The organism is Bergeyella zoohelcum ATCC 43767 (assembly GCF_000301075.1).
GTDB classification, from domain to species: Bacteria; Bacteroidota; Bacteroidia; order Flavobacteriales; family Weeksellaceae; genus Bergeyella; species Bergeyella zoohelcum.
The window spans coordinates 966,706-984,266 of the sequence record NZ_JH932293.1 but is presented as its reverse complement, the minus strand read 5'-3'; the positions used below and the strand labels follow the sequence as shown (position 1 = coordinate 984,266).

General features: G+C 34.6%; 21 protein-coding genes, 1 other RNA gene and 1 pseudogene. 8 read left to right on the top strand and 15 right to left on the bottom strand.

What is annotated here, in order from left to right; translation table 11 throughout:
* Position 1: 1 nt before the first annotated feature.
* Together HMPREF9699_RS04535 and HMPREF9699_RS04530 are read right to left on the bottom strand one after the other, a co-directional pair.
* A complete protein-coding gene (locus tag HMPREF9699_RS04535) occupies positions 2–952 on the bottom strand; it encodes a glycosyltransferase family 2 protein (protein ID WP_034986090.1) in 951 nt (316 codons plus the stop codon).
* A 61-nt stretch (positions 953–1,013) separates the two neighbouring features.
* Entirely contained in the window at positions 1,014–1,595 is a 582-nt protein-coding gene (locus HMPREF9699_RS04530) for a DUF4199 domain-containing protein (RefSeq protein WP_002662785.1), read from the bottom strand.
* A gap of 55 nt (positions 1,596–1,650) precedes the next feature.
* On the opposite strand from HMPREF9699_RS04530, the gene ffs reads away from it, so the two are divergent.
* An RNA gene (gene ffs, locus HMPREF9699_RS10995) (signal recognition particle sRNA small type) lies at positions 1,651–1,748 on the top strand.
* 464 nt (positions 1,749–2,212) lie between these two features.
* Positions 2,213–2,731 carry a transposase gene (locus tag HMPREF9699_RS04525; RefSeq protein ID WP_115599241.1) on the top strand — a complete coding sequence of 173 codons (519 nt, stop codon included), beginning with the start codon at positions 2,213–2,215 and terminating at the stop codon, positions 2,729–2,731.
* Between the two features lie 538 nt (positions 2,732–3,269).
* Here the strand turns inward: HMPREF9699_RS04525 and msrB are convergent.
* The 11 genes and pseudogenes from msrB to HMPREF9699_RS11560 all read right to left on the bottom strand — a co-directional run bounded on the left by msrB (position 3,270) and on the right by HMPREF9699_RS11560 (position 11,449).
* Positions 3,270–4,361, bottom strand: a complete 1,092-nt coding sequence (gene msrB / locus HMPREF9699_RS04520) for a peptide-methionine (R)-S-oxide reductase MsrB (RefSeq protein ID WP_002662780.1) — start codon at positions 4,359–4,361, stop codon at positions 3,270–3,272.
* A 15-nt stretch (positions 4,362–4,376) separates the two neighbouring features.
* Positions 4,377–4,835 (bottom strand): DUF417 family protein, encoded by a 459-nt coding sequence (locus HMPREF9699_RS04515; RefSeq protein ID WP_002662779.1) that lies wholly within the window; start codon positions 4,833–4,835, stop codon positions 4,377–4,379.
* A 62-nt stretch (positions 4,836–4,897) separates the two neighbouring features.
* Positions 4,898–5,170 (bottom strand): hypothetical protein, encoded by a 273-nt coding sequence (locus HMPREF9699_RS04510; RefSeq protein WP_002662777.1) that lies wholly within the window; start codon positions 5,168–5,170, stop codon positions 4,898–4,900.
* Positions 5,167–5,697 (bottom strand): RNA polymerase sigma factor, encoded by a 531-nt coding sequence (locus tag HMPREF9699_RS04505; RefSeq protein ID WP_002662775.1) that lies wholly within the window; start codon positions 5,695–5,697, stop codon positions 5,167–5,169. The genes HMPREF9699_RS04510 and HMPREF9699_RS04505 overlap by 4 nt, the downstream gene beginning before the upstream one ends.
* A 23-nt stretch (positions 5,698–5,720) precedes the next feature.
* The gene (locus tag HMPREF9699_RS04500) at positions 5,721–6,677 is read right to left on the bottom strand and encodes a DUF4300 family protein (RefSeq protein WP_002662773.1); all 957 of its coding nucleotides are present in this window, start codon (positions 6,675–6,677) and stop codon (positions 5,721–5,723) included.
* 101 nt (positions 6,678–6,778) lie between these two features.
* Positions 6,779–7,687 carry a cysteine synthase A gene (gene cysK / locus HMPREF9699_RS04495; protein ID WP_002662771.1) on the bottom strand — a complete coding sequence of 303 codons (909 nt, stop codon included), beginning with the start codon at positions 7,685–7,687 and terminating at the stop codon, positions 6,779–6,781.
* Positions 7,688–7,781: 94 nt separating this feature from the next.
* Positions 7,782–8,603: a serine O-acetyltransferase EpsC gene (gene epsC / locus HMPREF9699_RS04490; RefSeq protein ID WP_002662770.1), complete on the bottom strand. Its 822-nt coding sequence runs from the start codon at positions 8,601–8,603 to the stop codon at positions 7,782–7,784.
* A 123-nt stretch (positions 8,604–8,726) separates the two neighbouring features.
* On the bottom strand, positions 8,727–9,137 hold the full coding sequence (locus HMPREF9699_RS04485; RefSeq protein WP_002662768.1) for a DoxX family protein: 411 nt from the start codon (positions 9,135–9,137) through the stop codon (positions 8,727–8,729).
* 13 nt (positions 9,138–9,150) lie between these two features.
* A complete protein-coding gene (locus HMPREF9699_RS04480; RefSeq protein WP_002662766.1) occupies positions 9,151–9,867 on the bottom strand; it encodes a pirin family protein in 717 nt (238 codons plus the stop codon).
* Positions 9,868–10,435: 568 nt separating this feature from the next.
* Entirely contained in the window at positions 10,436–11,032 is a 597-nt protein-coding gene (locus HMPREF9699_RS04475; protein WP_002662764.1) for a transposase, read from the bottom strand.
* A 75-nt stretch (positions 11,033–11,107) separates the two neighbouring features.
* Positions 11,108–11,449: pseudogene (locus HMPREF9699_RS11560) on the bottom strand (transposase).
* On the opposite strand from HMPREF9699_RS11560, the gene HMPREF9699_RS11420 reads away from it, so the two are divergent.
* Entirely contained in the window at positions 11,408–11,533 is a 126-nt protein-coding gene (locus tag HMPREF9699_RS11420) for a hypothetical protein (protein ID WP_260182244.1), read from the top strand. The pseudogene HMPREF9699_RS11560 and the gene HMPREF9699_RS11420 overlap by 42 nt on opposite strands.
* Positions 11,534–11,733: 200 nt before the next feature.
* Positions 11,734–11,982 carry a hypothetical protein gene (locus HMPREF9699_RS04470; protein ID WP_034985595.1) on the top strand — a complete coding sequence of 83 codons (249 nt, stop codon included), beginning with the start codon at positions 11,734–11,736 and terminating at the stop codon, positions 11,980–11,982.
* Here the strand turns inward: HMPREF9699_RS04470 and HMPREF9699_RS04465 are convergent.
* Entirely contained in the window at positions 11,979–12,560 is a 582-nt protein-coding gene (locus HMPREF9699_RS04465; protein WP_002662762.1) for a DinB family protein, read from the bottom strand. The genes HMPREF9699_RS04470 and HMPREF9699_RS04465 overlap by 4 nt on opposite strands.
* A gap of 34 nt (positions 12,561–12,594) precedes the next feature.
* Positions 12,595–13,137 carry a Crp/Fnr family transcriptional regulator gene (locus HMPREF9699_RS04460; protein WP_002662761.1) on the bottom strand — a complete coding sequence of 181 codons (543 nt, stop codon included), beginning with the start codon at positions 13,135–13,137 and terminating at the stop codon, positions 12,595–12,597.
* Between the two features lie 129 nt (positions 13,138–13,266).
* On the opposite strand from HMPREF9699_RS04460, the gene HMPREF9699_RS04455 reads away from it, so the two are divergent.
* The 4 genes from HMPREF9699_RS04455 to HMPREF9699_RS04440 all read left to right on the top strand — a co-directional run bounded on the left by HMPREF9699_RS04455 (position 13,267) and on the right by HMPREF9699_RS04440 (position 17,429).
* Entirely contained in the window at positions 13,267–13,479 is a 213-nt protein-coding gene (locus HMPREF9699_RS04455) for a hypothetical protein (protein WP_034985592.1), read from the top strand.
* Positions 13,480–13,726: 247 nt separating this feature from the next.
* The gene (locus tag HMPREF9699_RS04450; protein WP_002662760.1) at positions 13,727–15,202 is read left to right on the top strand and encodes a 3'-5' exonuclease; all 1,476 of its coding nucleotides are present in this window, start codon (positions 13,727–13,729) and stop codon (positions 15,200–15,202) included.
* A gap of 23 nt (positions 15,203–15,225) precedes the next feature.
* Entirely contained in the window at positions 15,226–15,909 is a 684-nt protein-coding gene (locus tag HMPREF9699_RS04445; RefSeq protein ID WP_002662759.1) for a DarT ssDNA thymidine ADP-ribosyltransferase family protein, read from the top strand.
* On the top strand, positions 15,909–17,429 hold the full coding sequence (locus HMPREF9699_RS04440; RefSeq protein WP_002662758.1) for an ADP-ribosylglycohydrolase family protein: 1,521 nt from the start codon (positions 15,909–15,911) through the stop codon (positions 17,427–17,429). Before HMPREF9699_RS04445 ends, HMPREF9699_RS04440 begins: the two co-directional genes overlap by 1 nt.
* Positions 17,430–17,561: the final 132 nt, after the last annotated feature.

The following is a 17,561-nucleotide window of genomic DNA, read 5'->3' as shown; positions in this document are numbered from 1 at the left end:
ACTAAATTTCTTCTTCGATATGGTAATTTTTATGCTCTCTATGGGTACGGATAATGAGTTCCCCGAGAAATCCGCCGATGAAAAGCAGTGTCCCAAGTATCATCATGGTAAGGGAGATGAAAAACCATGGATTTTCAGCAATGAGGTTACCATAGATTCCCTTAGAAACATCAATGAGTTTAGAAATACCCAGCCATACAGCGGATAAAAAACCAATCATAAACATGAGTGTTCCTACCGCCCCGAAAAAGTGCATAGGTCTTCCACCGAATCTGCTGACGAACCATAGCGTTATCAAATCTAAGAAACCACGGATAAACCTTTCCGTCCCGAATTTAGAGGTTCCAAACGGGCGTGCCTGATGCTGAACGGGCTTTTCGGTAATTCTTCTAAAACCTGCATTGGCAGCTAAAACGGGGATATAACGGTGCATATCTCCATAAACATCAATAGATTTTACTACTTGTTTTCGGTAGGCTTTTAGTCCGCAATTGAAATCATGGAGTGCAACGCCTGAAACCTTTCTTGCTGCGGCATTAAAAAGTTTAGAGGGTAAATTCTTCGTCATGACATTATCATAACGTTTTTTTTTCCAACCACTTACGATATCATAATTTTCAGTAATGATTTTATTATAAAGCTCAGGAATTTCCTCAGGAAAATCTTGTAAATCAGCATCCATAGTAATGATTACTTCCCCAGTTGCTCTAGCAAAAGCCGCATGAAGTGCTTGAGATTTTCCATAGTTTCTAGAAAACTTAATTCCCTTGATATTAGGATTTTGAGCTTTTAGAAATTCTATGGTTCCCCAAGAGTTATCAGTACTTCCATCATCCACAAACCAAACTTCATAGGTATAGTGGTGGGCATCACATACATTTTTAATGCGTTGGTAAAGCTGTTCTAGGCTTTCCTCCTCATTGAGCAGAGGAATGATGATGGATAAATCTATGGTATTGTTCAATTTTTTGTAAGTTTAATGATACAAATATAGTGAAATAATAGAGGATCAATTAATAGACTCTTCGGCTTCTAAAGAAACTTGCAAAAAACAAAGAAAGAATGAGGAAGAATGCACAATATCCCGCATAGATGTACATAAAATATTGGGCAGAAAACATATCTTCATTTTTAGATACCTTATCCGCTATTCTCACTTTGGCTTGGGCATATTTTTCTTCTAGTTCCTTGTCCTCATCACTATTAGGTTTTACTATTTTTTTTGCAGAGGCGTATTCATCTTCTAAAGCGTTTTTGTAGCTCTCTATATACTGCTGGTTCAGTAATGCTTTGGTTGCTTGGTCTCCGTAATTGAGAAATGCAAAAATAAAAAAGAGAGACAAGGTTCCTCCCACGAAAATAGGGACAAAAGCCTGTTTATAAATCATTTTAAAGGTAAGAAATCCGCCATTTCGGGTCAGTTGCCTCACGGATAAAAATGCACCTAACCCTAAAATAAGGGGAACAGCAAAAGCATTAAGGAGAATAGAGGTTTTATAATAGCCATCGTCTTTTAAAAAAAAGTAAGCGATGAAAAATAAAACAATGATAACCAATGCGATATAAATTCCTTTTATAAATAAATTCTTTGTCATGATGATTTTTTTTAATAATAATTTTGAGTTTATGATATTTTTCTTACTTTTGCACTGGCAAGTCCTACACAACCAGCTCCTGAAAATCCTCCAGGGTGGGAACGCAGCAAAGGTAATCGGTTGTAGCGGTGTGATGTAGGTCGCTTGCCATTTTTTTATTTTTCATATTTCCCCTTTATTTTTTTAGTTTTCATTTCTGCAAAGATACTTTATTTTGTGGGTTCTTCCATGAAGAAAGAAGGTATTTAAATATTTTTTCAGATTTTTTTTTGATTCAAATATTTTGTTTCATTTTGCACATCAAAAACAACACATAAAACCATCTAAATTACTCTTTTTTGGCAACGGTTTTACTCTTAGGCTGTAGAGCAGAAGAGCAGTGGTTGGAAACCCAGCGAAGCCAATATTTTAGAACTTTAGGATAAACGCACAAAGAAAGTTTTCCGTATGGGAGCAAGTTCAGAGATTTATTCCAAAGGAGAGACTCTATTCAGCGTACTGAAAATAAAAAGTTTACTCCCTTAGTGCTTGGCAAGGATGCTAAGTTGGGGCAAAATACGCCTTATATAGAGAGACCTTTGCACGGTAAAAAACGGAAAAATAATTTAAACAATTGATTGTTAGTTGATTATTTTGTATATTTGCTTTATGAAACGTACCAAAACCCTATCCGCTATATCCTTTACTGCTTACGATGTAGAAAAAAACCTTACGATGGACTCCTGCTGTTCAAAATGCGACTCATCGGGATGTGGAATAACCTCTCGGATGTCAAGGTAGAAGAACATGTAAACGACAGCCTATCGGCAATGAAATTCTGCGGTATGCAGCTGGAAGACTCTGTCCCGAGCTATAGTGTTTTAAGTCGATTTCGTACTGAGCTTACCGAAAAGAAAGCTTTTGATTCTTTGCTTTCTGAAATCAACCATCAGTTGGAAAAACACAGGAATATCATTCATCAAGGCGTAAAGGTAGATGCCAGTATTACGCAGAATTCGTTTCATTCGAAAAAGCCGAAAACTTTTGAAATTACCCAAGACCGAAAAGAAGACGAATTGCCCGAGGAAGAAGTTGGAAAACAAGAGCATCTTTTCAAGGAAGTGGCTGAAGATGGGGTAGATAAGGAAGCGAGATGACTCAAAAAAAGCACAAAAACTTATTTCGGATACAAGAAGTAAATTGCGGTGGATAGTAATGGTTTGGTATTGGCGTCACACAGCTCCAAAGGCTTGGGCAAGGTACACACACAACATATTTTGGAAGCCATTGCCTACAATCTGAAGCGAAGTCCGAAGATGGAGATACTTCCTGCCTTTTAATGAAAAAAGGCTCAAAAAAGGGAGATTTTGCTTAAAATCGTCCCGAAAAAGTGAGAAAAAACGATGAAAAAGAACACAGCTTTGAATTTTCAAACCCCCATTTTCTAAAAAAATCATCCGAATATGAGAAAAATAGAGGGTGAACGGTTCTCGCAAAGGTCTCAAAATTTAACTTATAGAAAGATAATTTTTTAGAAATTTAAAGACAGTTACGGCATATTCAAATGTTTATAGACAAGTGTAAAAAAAATCGACCCCGATGGGGTCGAATATCAAATAAAAATCTTTTTTCTATAAACCTTTGTCCTTAAAATGAGGACTGCTGTTTTTTTTAATGATTCATTGTTAATTAACATTATTTCTTTTCCAGTAGCGGTAAATAGGCTTCGTAACCTTTTGCTTGCATTTCTTCTTTTGGGATGAATTTTAGCGAAGCACTATTAATGCAGTAGCGAAGACCGCCTTTATCGGTAGGGCCATCGGTAAATACATGTCCGAGGTGAGCATCGCCTGTTTTGCTTCTCACCTCTGTGCGTATCATTCCGTGCGACTTGTCCAGTACTTCGGCGATGAGTTTTTTGTCAATCGGTTTTGAAAAACTGGGCCATCCACATCCTGATTCAAATTTATCAGTAGATATAAAGAGGGGTTCGCCGGTGGTAATATCCACATAAATTCCCTCACGAAATTCGTCCCAATATTCGTTGTCAAACGGTCTTTCGGTAGCACTATTTTGAGTTACCTCGTACTGAATTTTGGTCAAGTTTTTTTTCAGTGTAGCATCATCTTGTTTTTGGTATTTGTTTTCTTTCTTGGGATTGGCGTTTTTTGCTCGTTCAAAAAGTTGTGGATTGATGTGGCAATAGCCCCCAGGGTTTTTGTCCAAATAATTTTGGTGGTATTCTTCGGCATCATAAAAATTTTCGAGCGGAAGATGTTCTACCACAATGGGCGTTGAGTATTTTTTCGCCAATTGGTCCAGTGCTTTTCCTATGGTGGCCACATCGGCTTGATCGGTATGATAAATTCCGGTGCGGTAGCGTGTACCTTTATCATTGCCTTGTTTATTGAGACTGGTAGGGTCTATGGTTTCAAAAAACAATTCTAGGAGTAGCTCTAGAGAAACTTCGGCGGGGTCATACACTACTTTTACTGTCTCGGTAAAGCCTGTTTTATCCGTATAGACTTCTTCATAAGTAGGATTTTGGGTACTTCCGTTGGCATAGCCTACTTGGGTGGCTACCACACCTCTCACTTGCTTAAAGAAATGTTCTGTACCCCAGAAACATCCTCCTGCGAAGTAAATTTCTTTTGTATTTTTCATCTTATCATTACTATTTTCTATGGTTTCACTTGCGGTATGCGGTGTAGGAGTGCTTTGGCATCCCTTTGCTGACAAAAATATAAAAAGAGGCAATACAGTGCTAAAAATGTGTGTAACTTTCATAGTATTTACTGTTTTTTAATGGGTTTTATTGGGAGTAGTGTTTCCTAAAAGCATGATTCCAAATCCTAATAAAAGGAGGTCTTTCAGGATGAAAAAATCGGTAATAGGGACACCATCTACTACTCGCCACATTTTAGGAGTGGTAAATAGATAGCTCAGCGTGATGAGGAAGGTAAGTATCATTGCCCAAGCTATGTATTTACGCAAGGGAATTACCCAAATGGAAGCTACTAGCCCCAATGCTGTACCAATTTCTATCAGCCCAATGACATTAGAAACGGCTTGTAAGCTAAAAAAATCATACACCCAAAAGGTAAGCGGATGATGTGCTACCAAATCTTCTATGGCTTTTGCTTCTGAAGGAGTAAATTTAAAAATACCTATCCAGAGGAGGATAAGCACTGCTCCAAATAGAGATACGCAATACCCCATTTTGAAGATGAGCAGGTTTTCAGTTGCTTTTTGTCTTAACATATCTATTATTTTTTGTTTAATATGTTAGTCTGCACGGAGAGTAAAACCTGACAAAAAAAATGCTATTTTTTCATTTTTTCTTTCATTCTTTGTTTAAAGTCCTGAATTTCAATCTCCTCAAACCCCTCTTTTTTTTCGTCATTGGTATGTTTGCTGAGGAGCTGGTCTATCAAAGTGGCCTTTTTTTGGTACGCTCTACACATTTTACAAACATTTATATGTGCTTTTAATCGTATTTTTTCCAAAAAAGTAATTTGATTGGCATTTTTTTTCTCTATGAGCATGGAAATCTCCGAACATGGAAGTATCCAAAAATGAATCCATCGGTTAATCATCCTACAAAACGGTTATTTTCTAAACATTCTCTCAATTGTAAACGGCTTCTTTGAAGTATTTTCCAAAGATTTGTCGGAGTAATTCCCACTTCCTGACACACCACTTCGTTTTTTTTCTCTTTAAGATAATAGAGTTTTACGGGAATTTTCCATCGTGGGGGCAATTTTTCTATACATTCGTGCAGGCTTTGTTCCCATTCTTCGGGTGTGTCTTCCCAGGGCTGAATGATACTTTCATCTTTCCAATTGCCATTAGAGTCAAAAAAATGAGAGAGGTTATTTTCAATAGGGTTTTTGTATTTTTTTCGATAAAAATCTGCCACTTTGTTGTGCAAAATGGCATAAAGCCAAGTGAGAGGATTGCTTTTGTTTTGGAAGGAATCAAAAGCAATAAACGATGCCGTAAACACTTCCTGCACCATATCTTCTGCCTCTTCCTTATCTGAAACCATGTACAAAGCCCTACGAAGCAGTGGTGCTGAGTAAGCATCAATCCATTCTTCTATGATAGCATATTTACCTTTCATCAATAATAATTCTCAGCATAAAACTACTGCATGTTATCGGTTTGTTTTTTATTCGGATTGGGTCTATAGCCTTCTATCAGTTGATTATTTTCAAAGATAAAAGGTGCGGCTGTAGGTTGGTTCCATTCCACATCGTAACGGTTCATGAGGTAATCATTAAGTTCCGTTCGGTTGCTGAATTTCAGTGCTTGATAAGGCTCTTGGAAAGATAATTTTTCAATGAAAATAAGTTTTCCATTTTCAGAAGGTACCAATACCCCGATATGCCCGATAAACAAATGATTGTCTTCCTTACTAAAAAACGAATGAAAAAATACCGAAATTAAAGAAGCTTTGGTCTTATCATTATTATGAATAAATGAAATTCCTTTCTTTTGCCAATCTTTTTGCACCATATCTATATGTTTTGAGATATCCTTGCTCTCTACGGTAGGAATTTGCGAAAAGAAAGCCATAAAAAGGTCTCTCTCTTTACTAGAAAATACTTTTTTAGGGTTGTTTTCTAGAGCATCTTCATCTACAAATAGATTTTTAGCATTTTCTAAAATCGGGTTTTCAATGTGAACAAAATCTCTTAACATATCAAACGAAGTAATACGGCAGTTATAGCCTACAAAGACAGGATTTTTTTCTTCCCATTTTTCTTGTATTTTTACTTTATCATATTCAGGAGTTAAATTTTGTGAGGTAGCAAATCCTTCTTTTACCATTCCTACTTCGCCAACGGTCTGGTTAAAAGTACTTACATTGTCCAAAAAAGTTTGGATATTTTCCTCCTTGATTCCTGCAGCAGAGAGTGCCTTTTTTACTTCTTCTTGACTGGCTTTATCTACCAAATTAGAATATTCTATACTCGAAATAAAAGGCTGTGGGATATTTTCTAATGCCGTCTGTGGGGTTTCGGTCTTGGGCGTGGTAGTTTTATTACAACTGCATAGCACCGCTAAAGATAATGCAGTAATCAATATGTTTTTTTTCATCATGTTCTATTTTATTTGAAGCAAAGGTACGAAATGAATAGCGTTCTTAATAAACGCATACAAAAGAAATGATTGGAAAAAATTCCAATCACTTCATAAATTTAAAAAAGTCCTTCTACCGACCAATATCTTTCACCAGTGTCATAGTTTATGGTGAGAATGGTGGCGTTTTCAGGCAACTCATCTATTTTTTGTGCAATGGCTGCGAGAGATGCTCCTGTGGAAATTCCGGCTAAAATACCTTCTTCTTGGGCTAGTCTTTGGGTATAAGCAAATGCATTTTCTTTACTCACCTGAAAGGTTCCATCTAAAATTTCAGTATTGAGAACTTTGGGTACAAACCCTGCACCGATGCCTTGTATAGGGTGAGGCCCAGGATTTCCGCCACTTAGAACTGGGGAAAGCTCTGGCTCTACAGCAAAAGATTTTAACTCAGAAAATTTCTGTTTTATAATCTCCGAAATTCCTGTAATATGTCCACCTGTTCCTACGCCCGTGATGAGGTAATCAATTCCCTCTGGAAAATCATTAAGAATCTCTTGAGCAGTTGTATTACGATGAATTTCAGGGTTTGAGATGTTTTCAAACTGCTGTGGTATCCAAGTGTTTTCGTTTTGCTGTGCCAATTCCTGAGCTTTTTCAATGGCTCCTTTCATACCTAATTCTCTTGGTGTTAATACGATATTGGCACCATAGGCAGTCATAAGTTTTCTTCTTTCAACACTCATACTTTCAGGCATTACCAATGTTAAATGATAACCTTTTACTGCCGAAACCATAGCTAATCCTACTCCTGTATTCCCCGAAGTAGGTTCTATGATTTGGGTATTTCTATTGATTTTTCCTTCCTTTTCAGCGGTTTCTATCATTGCTAAAGCAATTCTATCTTTGATGCTTCCCCCTGGATTGCTTCGTTCTAATTTTATCCAAACATTATGCTTAGGAAAAATTTTACTCAATTTGACTACTGGCGTTTTCCCAATAGTTTCTAATACATTATTGAATTTCATGTTTTATATGACTTTAAATATTAAGAATGGCTTTGTTATATTTTTTCCTTTTTTAGAAGAAAATCTATCGGTGTATCCATATCATTTAATAGGTTTATATGGAAAAATTAATCGGTTCGGATGAATTTCCTTGACTTCTGATGATGGTTTTATCTTTGTAATAAACCAAGCTATGTGGCTCTATACTTTCTGTAATCCAAACATTTCCTCCAATAGTAGCCCCCTTACCAATAGTGGTTTTTCCGCCCAAAATAGTAGCTCCTGCATAGATGGTTACTTCATCTTCTATAGTAGGATGCCTTTTGGTATTGGCAATGCTTTTAGATACTGCCAATGCCCCTAATGTTACATTCTGATAAATTTTTACACGGTTTCCTATTTGGGTGGTTTCTCCTATTACAATTCCTGTGCCGTGATCAATAAAGAAATATTCCCCAATATTTGCCCCTGGATGAATATCTATTCCCGTTTTGCTATGGGCAAGCTCTGTCCAAATTCTTGGAATTAGTGGGATTTTTTGAAGGTGCAGCTGATTTGCAAATCTATAAATTGCAATGGCATAAAATCCTGGGTATGAAACTTTAATCTCTTCTATATGCGTAGCAGCAGGATCACTTTCTAAGAAAAACTGAGCGTCTTTTCCCAATGTTTCATAAATACTAGGAATCTCATTAAAAAAAGTTTCGCATACCTGTACGGTATTTTCTTGTTTTATATCGTTTATTATGTCTTTAAACTGATTTTTAAAACTGACAAATCGGCTTTCAATCTCCGTTTGAGAATCACATCTTTGAGGCTCTAAGAAAAATATAAACCGAAAAAAAGAATCTATAAATTGTTCTATTTTCTGTTTGTTTAAGTCATATTTTCTATCACAATAGCCTGTTTTTAAGCACTCTAAAAAATTGTTTTTCATAATATCAGATGTGAAATAAAAATGTTTTTTTAACGAAAGGAGTATTTTCCAAGATTTTTTCAAATAGGTTTTAACTTAAAAAACGCCCCAATTAAAGGGCGTTTCGTTTTGATTTTATTTATTTTAATCCCACTGATTATTAGTGGATAGAGCGTATTTCCCACCGCCCGTAAAGGCTAATGCCAAGGCTCCGAAGAGGAACAATCCTGCAAGTTCTGCTACCCAACCGCCGTGCTGCGTGAGGGCAAAAAGGTTGTCGTATCCTAAGAACAGAATCATTAAACCTGTGGCTGCCAATACCAATGCCGAGATACGCGTACGGAAACCAATTACGATGAGTAGCGGTGCAATAATTTCTCCCACAAAAACACCATAGCTGATAAACGCTGGTAATCCTTTGGCTTCCAAAAGCGACTGAATGTACCCCAACGCTCCTGAATTTAGTAATTTATGGATTCCGTGTGGAATCATTAGCAATCCTACGGATAGACGAAGAATTAAAAGTCCTAAATCTTTGTTTTGAAATATGCTCATCGTAACTTAATTTTTATGGTAATTGCATTGGTACTTCCATCAACAGAATTTGTGAATCCTCAAGAGCTTGTAAATTAAATTCTGAAGTATCATAAATTCCGTAACCGTCTCTTTGGTCTAATACTTGGTCGCCTATTTTTGCTTTTCCTTTAATAACGAATACATAAACTCCGTTACCTTCTTTGTTTAGCTTGTATGTTTTTGAGTTTCCGGCGGTAAAGTTAGCCATATTGAACCACGCATCTTGGTGAATCCATACACCTGCATCATCAGGGTTAGGGGATAGGATTTGCTGGAAATCGTTGATTTTCTTATTTTTTTCGATTTCAATTTGGTCATAACGAGGAGTAACTCCCATTTTACGAGGTAAAATCCAAATTTGCAAGAATTTCACGGTTTCTCCTTGATTGCCGTTCATTTCGCTGTGCATAATTCCTGTTCCAGCACTCATTACTTGGATTTCTCCTTTACGGATGATACCTTCATTACCCATACTATCGCCGTGTTTTAGGTCGCCCTCCAAAGGAATACTGATGATTTCCATATCTCGGTGTGGGTGTGTTCCGAAGCCCATTCCACCTTTTACGGTATCGTCATTTAATACACGAAGAACACCGAAGTTCATTCTCTGTGGGTTGTAATATTCTGCAAAGCTAAAAGTGTGGTAACTATTTAACCATCCGTGGTTTGCGTGTCCTCTGCTATCTGCTTTATGATAAACTGCTTTCATTTGTTTGTTATTTTTATTGTTTGAATTTGTTTTTTGTCCGAAACCGCAACTGCTCAAAAGTGCTGCACTTAAAAATAGTAAAATTTTTCGCATCGATTTAAATTGTTTAATACTTCGTTATTGATGATGCAAAGATACTACGGACATCCACCGCTAAACATTGATATAAATCAAGAAAGAATATCTTCTGAAATAACTTATTCCCTCAGTACTCTAATACATTGAAATATAAATAGTTAATCATTCACTCCAAAAGAACAAAATCTGTATAGACAAGGCAAATGTAGAAGTTTTATTGATTATATGCAAGGGGTTAAAAAATTGAGCATATAAAAAATGGAATCATATGGAAATATGCAAGGACTATACTATTGTATTAACTTAATCATTTGATTTTTAATCAAAGTAATTAAGGCATATTAACTCATAAAGAAACCTTTGCAAGAACCGTCCACTCTCTGATTTTTTTGTATTCGGATATTTTTTTAGAAAATGTGTTTCTGAAAATTCGAAATTGTGTTCTTTTTCATCATTTTTTGTCCTTTTTTCGGGACGATTTTAACCAAAATCACCCTCTTTTGAGCCTTTTTTCATTAAAAGGCAGGAAAGTATCTCCATCTTCAGCCATTTCCTTGAAAAAATGGTCTTGTTTTTCAACTTCTCCCTCGGGCAATTCGTCTTCTTTTCGGTCTTGGGCGATTTCAAAAGTTTTCAGCTTTTTCGAATGAAACGAATTCTGCGTAATACTGGCATCTACCTTTACGCCTTGATGGATGATAATCCTATGTTTTTCCAACTGATGGTTGATTTCCGAAAGCGACAAATCAAAGGCTTTCTTTTCGGTAAGCTCGGTGCGAAATCGGCTTAAAACACTGTAGCTCGGAACATTATCCTCCAATTGCATACCGCAGAATTTCATTGCCGATAGACTGTCGTTTACATGCTCTTCTACCTTGACATCCGATAGGTTGTTCCACATCCCGATGAGTAGCATTTTGAACAGCAGGAGTCCATCGTAAGGTTTTTCACCCGAAGCGGAAAGCCCTTTTTGATAATGTTGGTCAATGATAGCGGAAATGAGGTTCCAATCGATAATGGTATCAATTTGTGCGTAAAAAGTGCCTTTTCGGGTGCGTCTTTCTACATCGTAAGCAGTAAAGGACATAGCGGATAGGGTTTTGGTGCGTTTTATAAAGTGAATAAAAAATATAATTAATTAATATTCAAATAATTAACATTTTTAGGAAAATTTACCTTTCAAAGGTCTCTGCAATTTAAAACCGTAAAACCATCCCATAGAAGACTTTCCTCTTTCTGCTATTCATTTGAAAACCTTATGATTATGTATTCGTTGATTCTTGCAGACTTTTAATGTGGTACTATCAATAAAGCTAATTCCAGTACATTTCCCCAAGCATTTTTGCTTTAAAAATAGAAAGAAAACTAAAAAATAACGATGTTTTATCTCTACAAATCTGCTGTAAGACAATGTTTTAGGAAATAAATCTTTCCAGTATTCGCAAACAAAATTTTGATAGTAATGCTTAAAAGTTTTATGATGTCCAAGATGGAAGCCTATCATAATGGTAAGAATCTCCGCATCGGACACTGTACATGGACGATTGCGAGCTTTTTTGCCATTGTTACCAGTGCCGATTTTCTTTAATTTTCTGATTTCTACATCAAGTTACCTCAATTTATTTATTTGTTTTCAGCGGTTTCGGTGATTACTTCGTAGTTCTTTACAAAAATCATCTACTTTTACAAAAATATCCGTAACTTGCTGTCTCAAATCAATCCATAGGTAATAATTCGGTTTATATATTTAATTTTCAAAACTTTAAATATACGAACTATTACCTTTTTTTGCAAATATTTTTTAATTTTTCTTATCCCGAACTCAGGTTAAATACTTACCTTCCTATTCCCGAAGTGATTACAAATACCATTACCCTCACAGCAAAAGCAGCATTGCATCTTACGCTATTTCTTATAGGCAGTACACTCTCTTATGAAACCTTAAGAAATGTAGGTGTAAAACCTCTGATTTTTTCCGTTTTACTATGGATAGGCATTAGTCTTTTAGGGCTTTTAATGGTGTATGAAATGAGCTAAGCTTTTGAATTTCTTCGGATTTCAAGTGTGTTTTTTTTATTTGCATCCAAAATATCTTGTACTTGCTTCATATGTCGCTGATTGTGGTAAACCACAAACTGCAAAGTATCGCCCAAACGAAGACGCAGGAATCTGGAAATGGAAATTTTGGTTTTTAGTTGAGTCAAATCCGTAGTGTGGGCTTTTTGTAGTAAATCAAGGAGTTGGTTTTGCTGACGGATAAAAACTTGCAAACAATTCTTTGTAAGCCTACACCCTTTGGGATTCATTTTAGTGGCGGTTTTCATTTTGTTGAGCCTAGGTTTGGGCTGAATAAGTTTCACAAAATAATTGCCTAAAAATCCGCTTTTGAACAGATTACGGTTGCTTTCATCAGCTTTTGCTATACACGAAGCTATTTCGGGCAGATAAAAATTTCCGTACAAATTCAGGTGTTCGATACATTCCAAAATACTCCAAGTATCATCACTGGGGCTATGGTTGAGTTCTGTTTCGGATTTTAGTAGCAGTGCTTCTGCAAAGGTTTTATTTTCAAGCGTTATTTGGGTAAGCGTGTCTAACAATTGTTTTCTGTCCATCTTTTTTGGGGCAAAGGTCAGCAAAATGGAGGTGCTAAATCTTGATTGGCGTCAATGTTTTTTTGAGTCTGGAAAGCGTCTCTTCGGTCATTCCCAAATACACGGCGATGTGCCTGTGCGGAATTTGCTGAAAAAGTTGGGGGTTGCGTTTCAAAATTCGCTGGTAGCGTTCTCTGGGCGAGGATAAGAGCAAATCTTGTTCGCGTTCCAATTGGTCAACAAGCAGTTTTTCTAAAATTTTGGTATAAATCCACAAGTTTTCGGAAGATTTTTGTGCAAATACCATAAAATCCGACTTAGAAACCACCGCCAAACGACACTTTTTGATTGCCTGAATATACAATTTGGATTTCTGTTCTGTCATAAAAGAATCCAATGCCGTGATTACATCATTCTCGTACCGGAACCTCAGTATTTTGTCTTCATTTTCGGTAAAAAATCCGATTTTCAAACTCCCTTCTTTTACAAGATAAATATGCGTATTTTTCGTATCGGGCGTTTTTAAAAACGCTCCTCTTGGGATTACGATTTCCTTTCCCAAGGAAAAGTTTTCCGTAAAAATCGTATGGAGATTCATTTTTGATTAGCTGTTTTTTTTGCAAAGGTATCAAGTTTCGAATGGTTTTGGAATCAAGAGATTAAATATTTCAGTATGTAACAAAAACACTTTACTTTTGCTGAAACCTCAATTTCACAGACTATAACAATGGGAAAATTTATTGATTATATACAAGCCTTAGTTGCGAACTGCTCCGTAGCCCTCTCGGATTTGGAAGATTTTTTCTCTTTAAAATCTTTGGAGAAAGGCGAAATTTTACTATCAATGGGAAGTATTGTAAATATTATTATTTTGTTAATCAAGATTGCTAAAAAAAATGTATATATTTGCAAAAAAAATAGCATAAAGATAAAGAAATAGTTTTTTAATTAACATAACGATATAACCAGCTTCCGGCTTTTATTCTCACCAAAAAAATCCGCCATTTTTTTAAAACAAACGAAAATAAGCTCACGGAGGTTCACGCGTATAGCGTGGACTTTTTGTTCCTTATTTGTGTGTTGGGTTCTTGGTGGAGCCTTTTGGTAAATAAGCAACAACGAAACAGCTATGTTTTTTATTTGCTTATCTTTGAATGATTTCCTGTGCCGAAAATCAACGAAAAAGTATGGCAATAAAACCAATCAAACTCACAGGCGAACAGAAAAAAGTATTGTTCCTTCCTACAACAGAACCTATTCAGATAAAAGGTGTTGCAGGTAGTGGAAAAACTACTGTAGCTCTTTACCGAGCGAAACATTTGATAGATACACATTCTGATTTATTTTTAGAAACCAAAGTTGCTATTTTTACTTACAATAAGACTTTGGTAAAATACTTAAAATCATTGGCTCCTTTCGTTTCGGGAGGTTATCAAAAAGATTCTGATGAAATCAACCCAACAAAGCCAAAAGGGTTAGACATTTTTATTACCAACTTTCATAGTTGGGCTTATCGTTTTATAGAAAGTAATGATATTTCTTTAAGAGGAAGATTGATTAATAAATGTACGCAGCAATTTGTAATTAATGACTTAAAATCAAAATATTCAGATTACAATATTTCCAACAAATCTGATGACTTTTTTATTGAAGAAATCTCTTGGATGAAAGGAAAGATATTTAAAACAAGAGAAGAATATTTAGAAGCAAAACGAATAGGTCGAGGAACAAACGATAGAATTACAAAAGCAGATAAAGAAATCATTTGGGAAATATTCAGTGAATATAATATTTATCTCAAAAACAACAATTTGGTTGATTTTGATGATTACGCTTTGATTAGTCTAGATATTATTGAAAATAATACAAGCTTTATAAAGCCTTTCTCTCATATTGTTGTAGATGAAGCACAAGATTTGAATAAAGCTCAAATTCTTGTTATAACCAAATTGGTTGCTGACGAGACTAAAAGTATTTCCATTTTGGCAGATGCCGCACAACGAATTTACAAAAGTGGTTTTAGCTGGAGTGAAGTTGGATTGAATGTACGTGGAGGTAGAACAATTGAATTTAAGAAAAACTATAGAAACACAGTACAAATTATAAAAGCAGCTCTCTCATTATTGGAAAAAGAAGATGATAAGAGTGAGTTTACAACTGTTGAGGCTGCACGAAAAGGGGAAAGTAAACCTATACTCGGCTATTTTAGTAACTGGAATGAACAATGTGATTTTATTCTAAAAGAGCTTAAACAAATAGCAATTGATGATGATTTGGGGTCAACAGCTATTCTACACAGAAGAAATGGCGGGCTAAATCAAATAGTAAATTTTTTATATCAAAATGGCTATAACTATCAAATAATAACAAAATCAGAAAATATTAATTTTAATGACGATAGTATTAAAGTATGTACACTTTCATCTGTAAAAGGATTGGAATTTGACAATGTTTTTATTATAAACCTTGATGAAAATGTTATCCCTCACCCACAAGGTTTTGTTGATGAAGATGATGAGTTCCATATTTCAACTGAAAGAAGATTACTTTATACATCTATGACAAGAGCAAGGGAAAAACTATATTTATTATCTTGTAGCAAATCTACTCGTTATCTTTCAGAAATCAATAAAGACTATGTTGAAATAATTGATAAAAGATAGACATTACATTGTATCTTAGAACTATGAAATCTAAATCAAATTTTATAGAATTTCAGAATGAAATCAGTCAAAGAGGGATTGAATATTTAATTCACTTTACACCCACAATTAATTTGCTAAGCATCTATGAACAAGGTAAATTATTATCAAGAGCATTGCTCGAACAATTTGATATTGAGCAAACAGATATATTTGATTATGTAGAGTTTACAGATGAAATACGATTTGATGATAAGAAGAATTATATCAATCTTTCCATTCAATACCCTAATTCATTTTTATTCAACAGGTTTCAGCAAAAAACAATAAATATGATTCATATTCGGTGGTGTGTAATAAAGATAAATCCTAAATACATATACCATCAGGATACTTTATTTTCTGTTACAAATGCGGCAAATAGTCATAACAAAAAGCAAATAGGAATTACAGGTGATATTGAAAAATTTAAAAAAATGTTTGATGAGCAAATTCAAGTTGTAACTTCTTATAATTCAAGGGTAGTATCAAGAAATGGATTATTAACAAAATATCCAACAGATGAACAAGCAGAAGTTTTGGTAAAAAATGAAATTCCCATTTCAGATTTTTTGCAAATTTGTTTTAGAAACGAAAATGAATTAAATAGTACAAAAGCGGCATTATCAGGGTTTAATACCGAAAACTTTATTGTTGATGAATCGCTTTTTAAAAGTGTTAGAAAATAATGAATGCGATATCAAAATATAAAGGAAGTATTAAATTATCAGCTATAGGAGATGCCTTAGGTTGGATAACTGAATTTGAAAGAAATACAACTTCATTAAGGGAAAAATATGGTGTTGAAAGGATTGAAAAATTCTATACTTGGAAAAAGTATGTTGGAGGTCGATTTTACGGATATTTAGATAACATAAAAGAGGGATCATATTCCGACGACACGCAATTACTATTGTCTGTTGCAAGAAGTATAGAAAAAAATGGAAATGTAAATCAAGATTATTTTGCGAAAATAGAACTTGCAAATTGGCTTGAATATGCAAGAGGTGGTGGAAGAACAGTAAAAACAGCAGCTGAAAAAATTCAAAGAAAATCAGTAAAATGGTTTTCAAACTTTTACAAATTCAAGGTTAATGGTAAAAGCTACGATTATAGACAGAGTGGAGCCAATGGTGCCGCTATGAGGGTGTTACCTATTGCATTGGCAAATTTGGGAGATACTAATAAAATCAAAGAAGAAATATTTTGTAATAGCATTGTTACACACGGACATCCAAGAGCTATTTTAGGAGCTATGCTTTATGGATATGCTATTAATAAAATCATCACATTAGATCCTAAAGATTTCAGTTGGGAAAATTATTTGACTCATATAGGAAAAAATTTCCCAGAAAAATTTGCTCTTACTTTTCTAGACAAATATGAAATAAAAGAATGGCTAAATGAATGGAATAAATCAAGTGAGGAACCTTTTGAAAAAATATATTCCGAAACTCTAATTGAAACTCAAAATTATTTGAGACTTATTTATCAGCAAATTAAACAAGATACTACCGTATTTGATACGCTGACAAAGTTAGGGTGTTATGCACCTGAGACAAAAGGCTCTGGTACTTCTACTGTTCTTGCAGGAATTTATCTTACTTTAAAATATCATAATAACCCATTACAAGCTGTTATAGAAGGGGTTAATTCTCTTGGAACTGATACTGATAGTATTGCTGCCTTTACAGGTGGTTTAATTGGTGCTTTGCACGGACAGCAAATTATTCCTTCAAAATGGAAAAATGTACAAGATGAATCCTATTTAAATACAATTTCAGAAAGACTTTTAGCGATTTCAGAAGATAGATATATAGAACAAACAATACAAGACTTTCCAAGTATTAAAAATATAAATGATATAAAAAATGATAATTTACAAATTTCTGATGAAGTACATTTTATTCCATTAGGAAAGGGAAAGATAGCATCCATTGATAGGCAAGACACCCTAACAAAAGGAAAATACAATGTAATAATTGAAATTATTTTTGAAAGTAACCAGAGTATTATTATCTCAAAACTATTTAATTATTCTAATGAAAATACCCAAAAAAATACTGATTATAAAGGTGATATACTAAAATTAGCAGAAAAAAAGCTAAATCCTAAAAATTTTGCTCTATTTAAAAAATACATTGAGAATAAAAGTATAGATAATTCTTTGATAAAAATTCTACAATTGATTATTGAAAATAAAGAATAACCCCCTTTCAGCACAAATTTCTAAAAATCAAAAAATGGAGCAACACCTTAAAATTTGATGTCGCTCCATTGAATTATTTTACTTGGTTTAAAGTTGCTTTAAACCCGTTTCAAAAGCACTTTACTAAAGGAA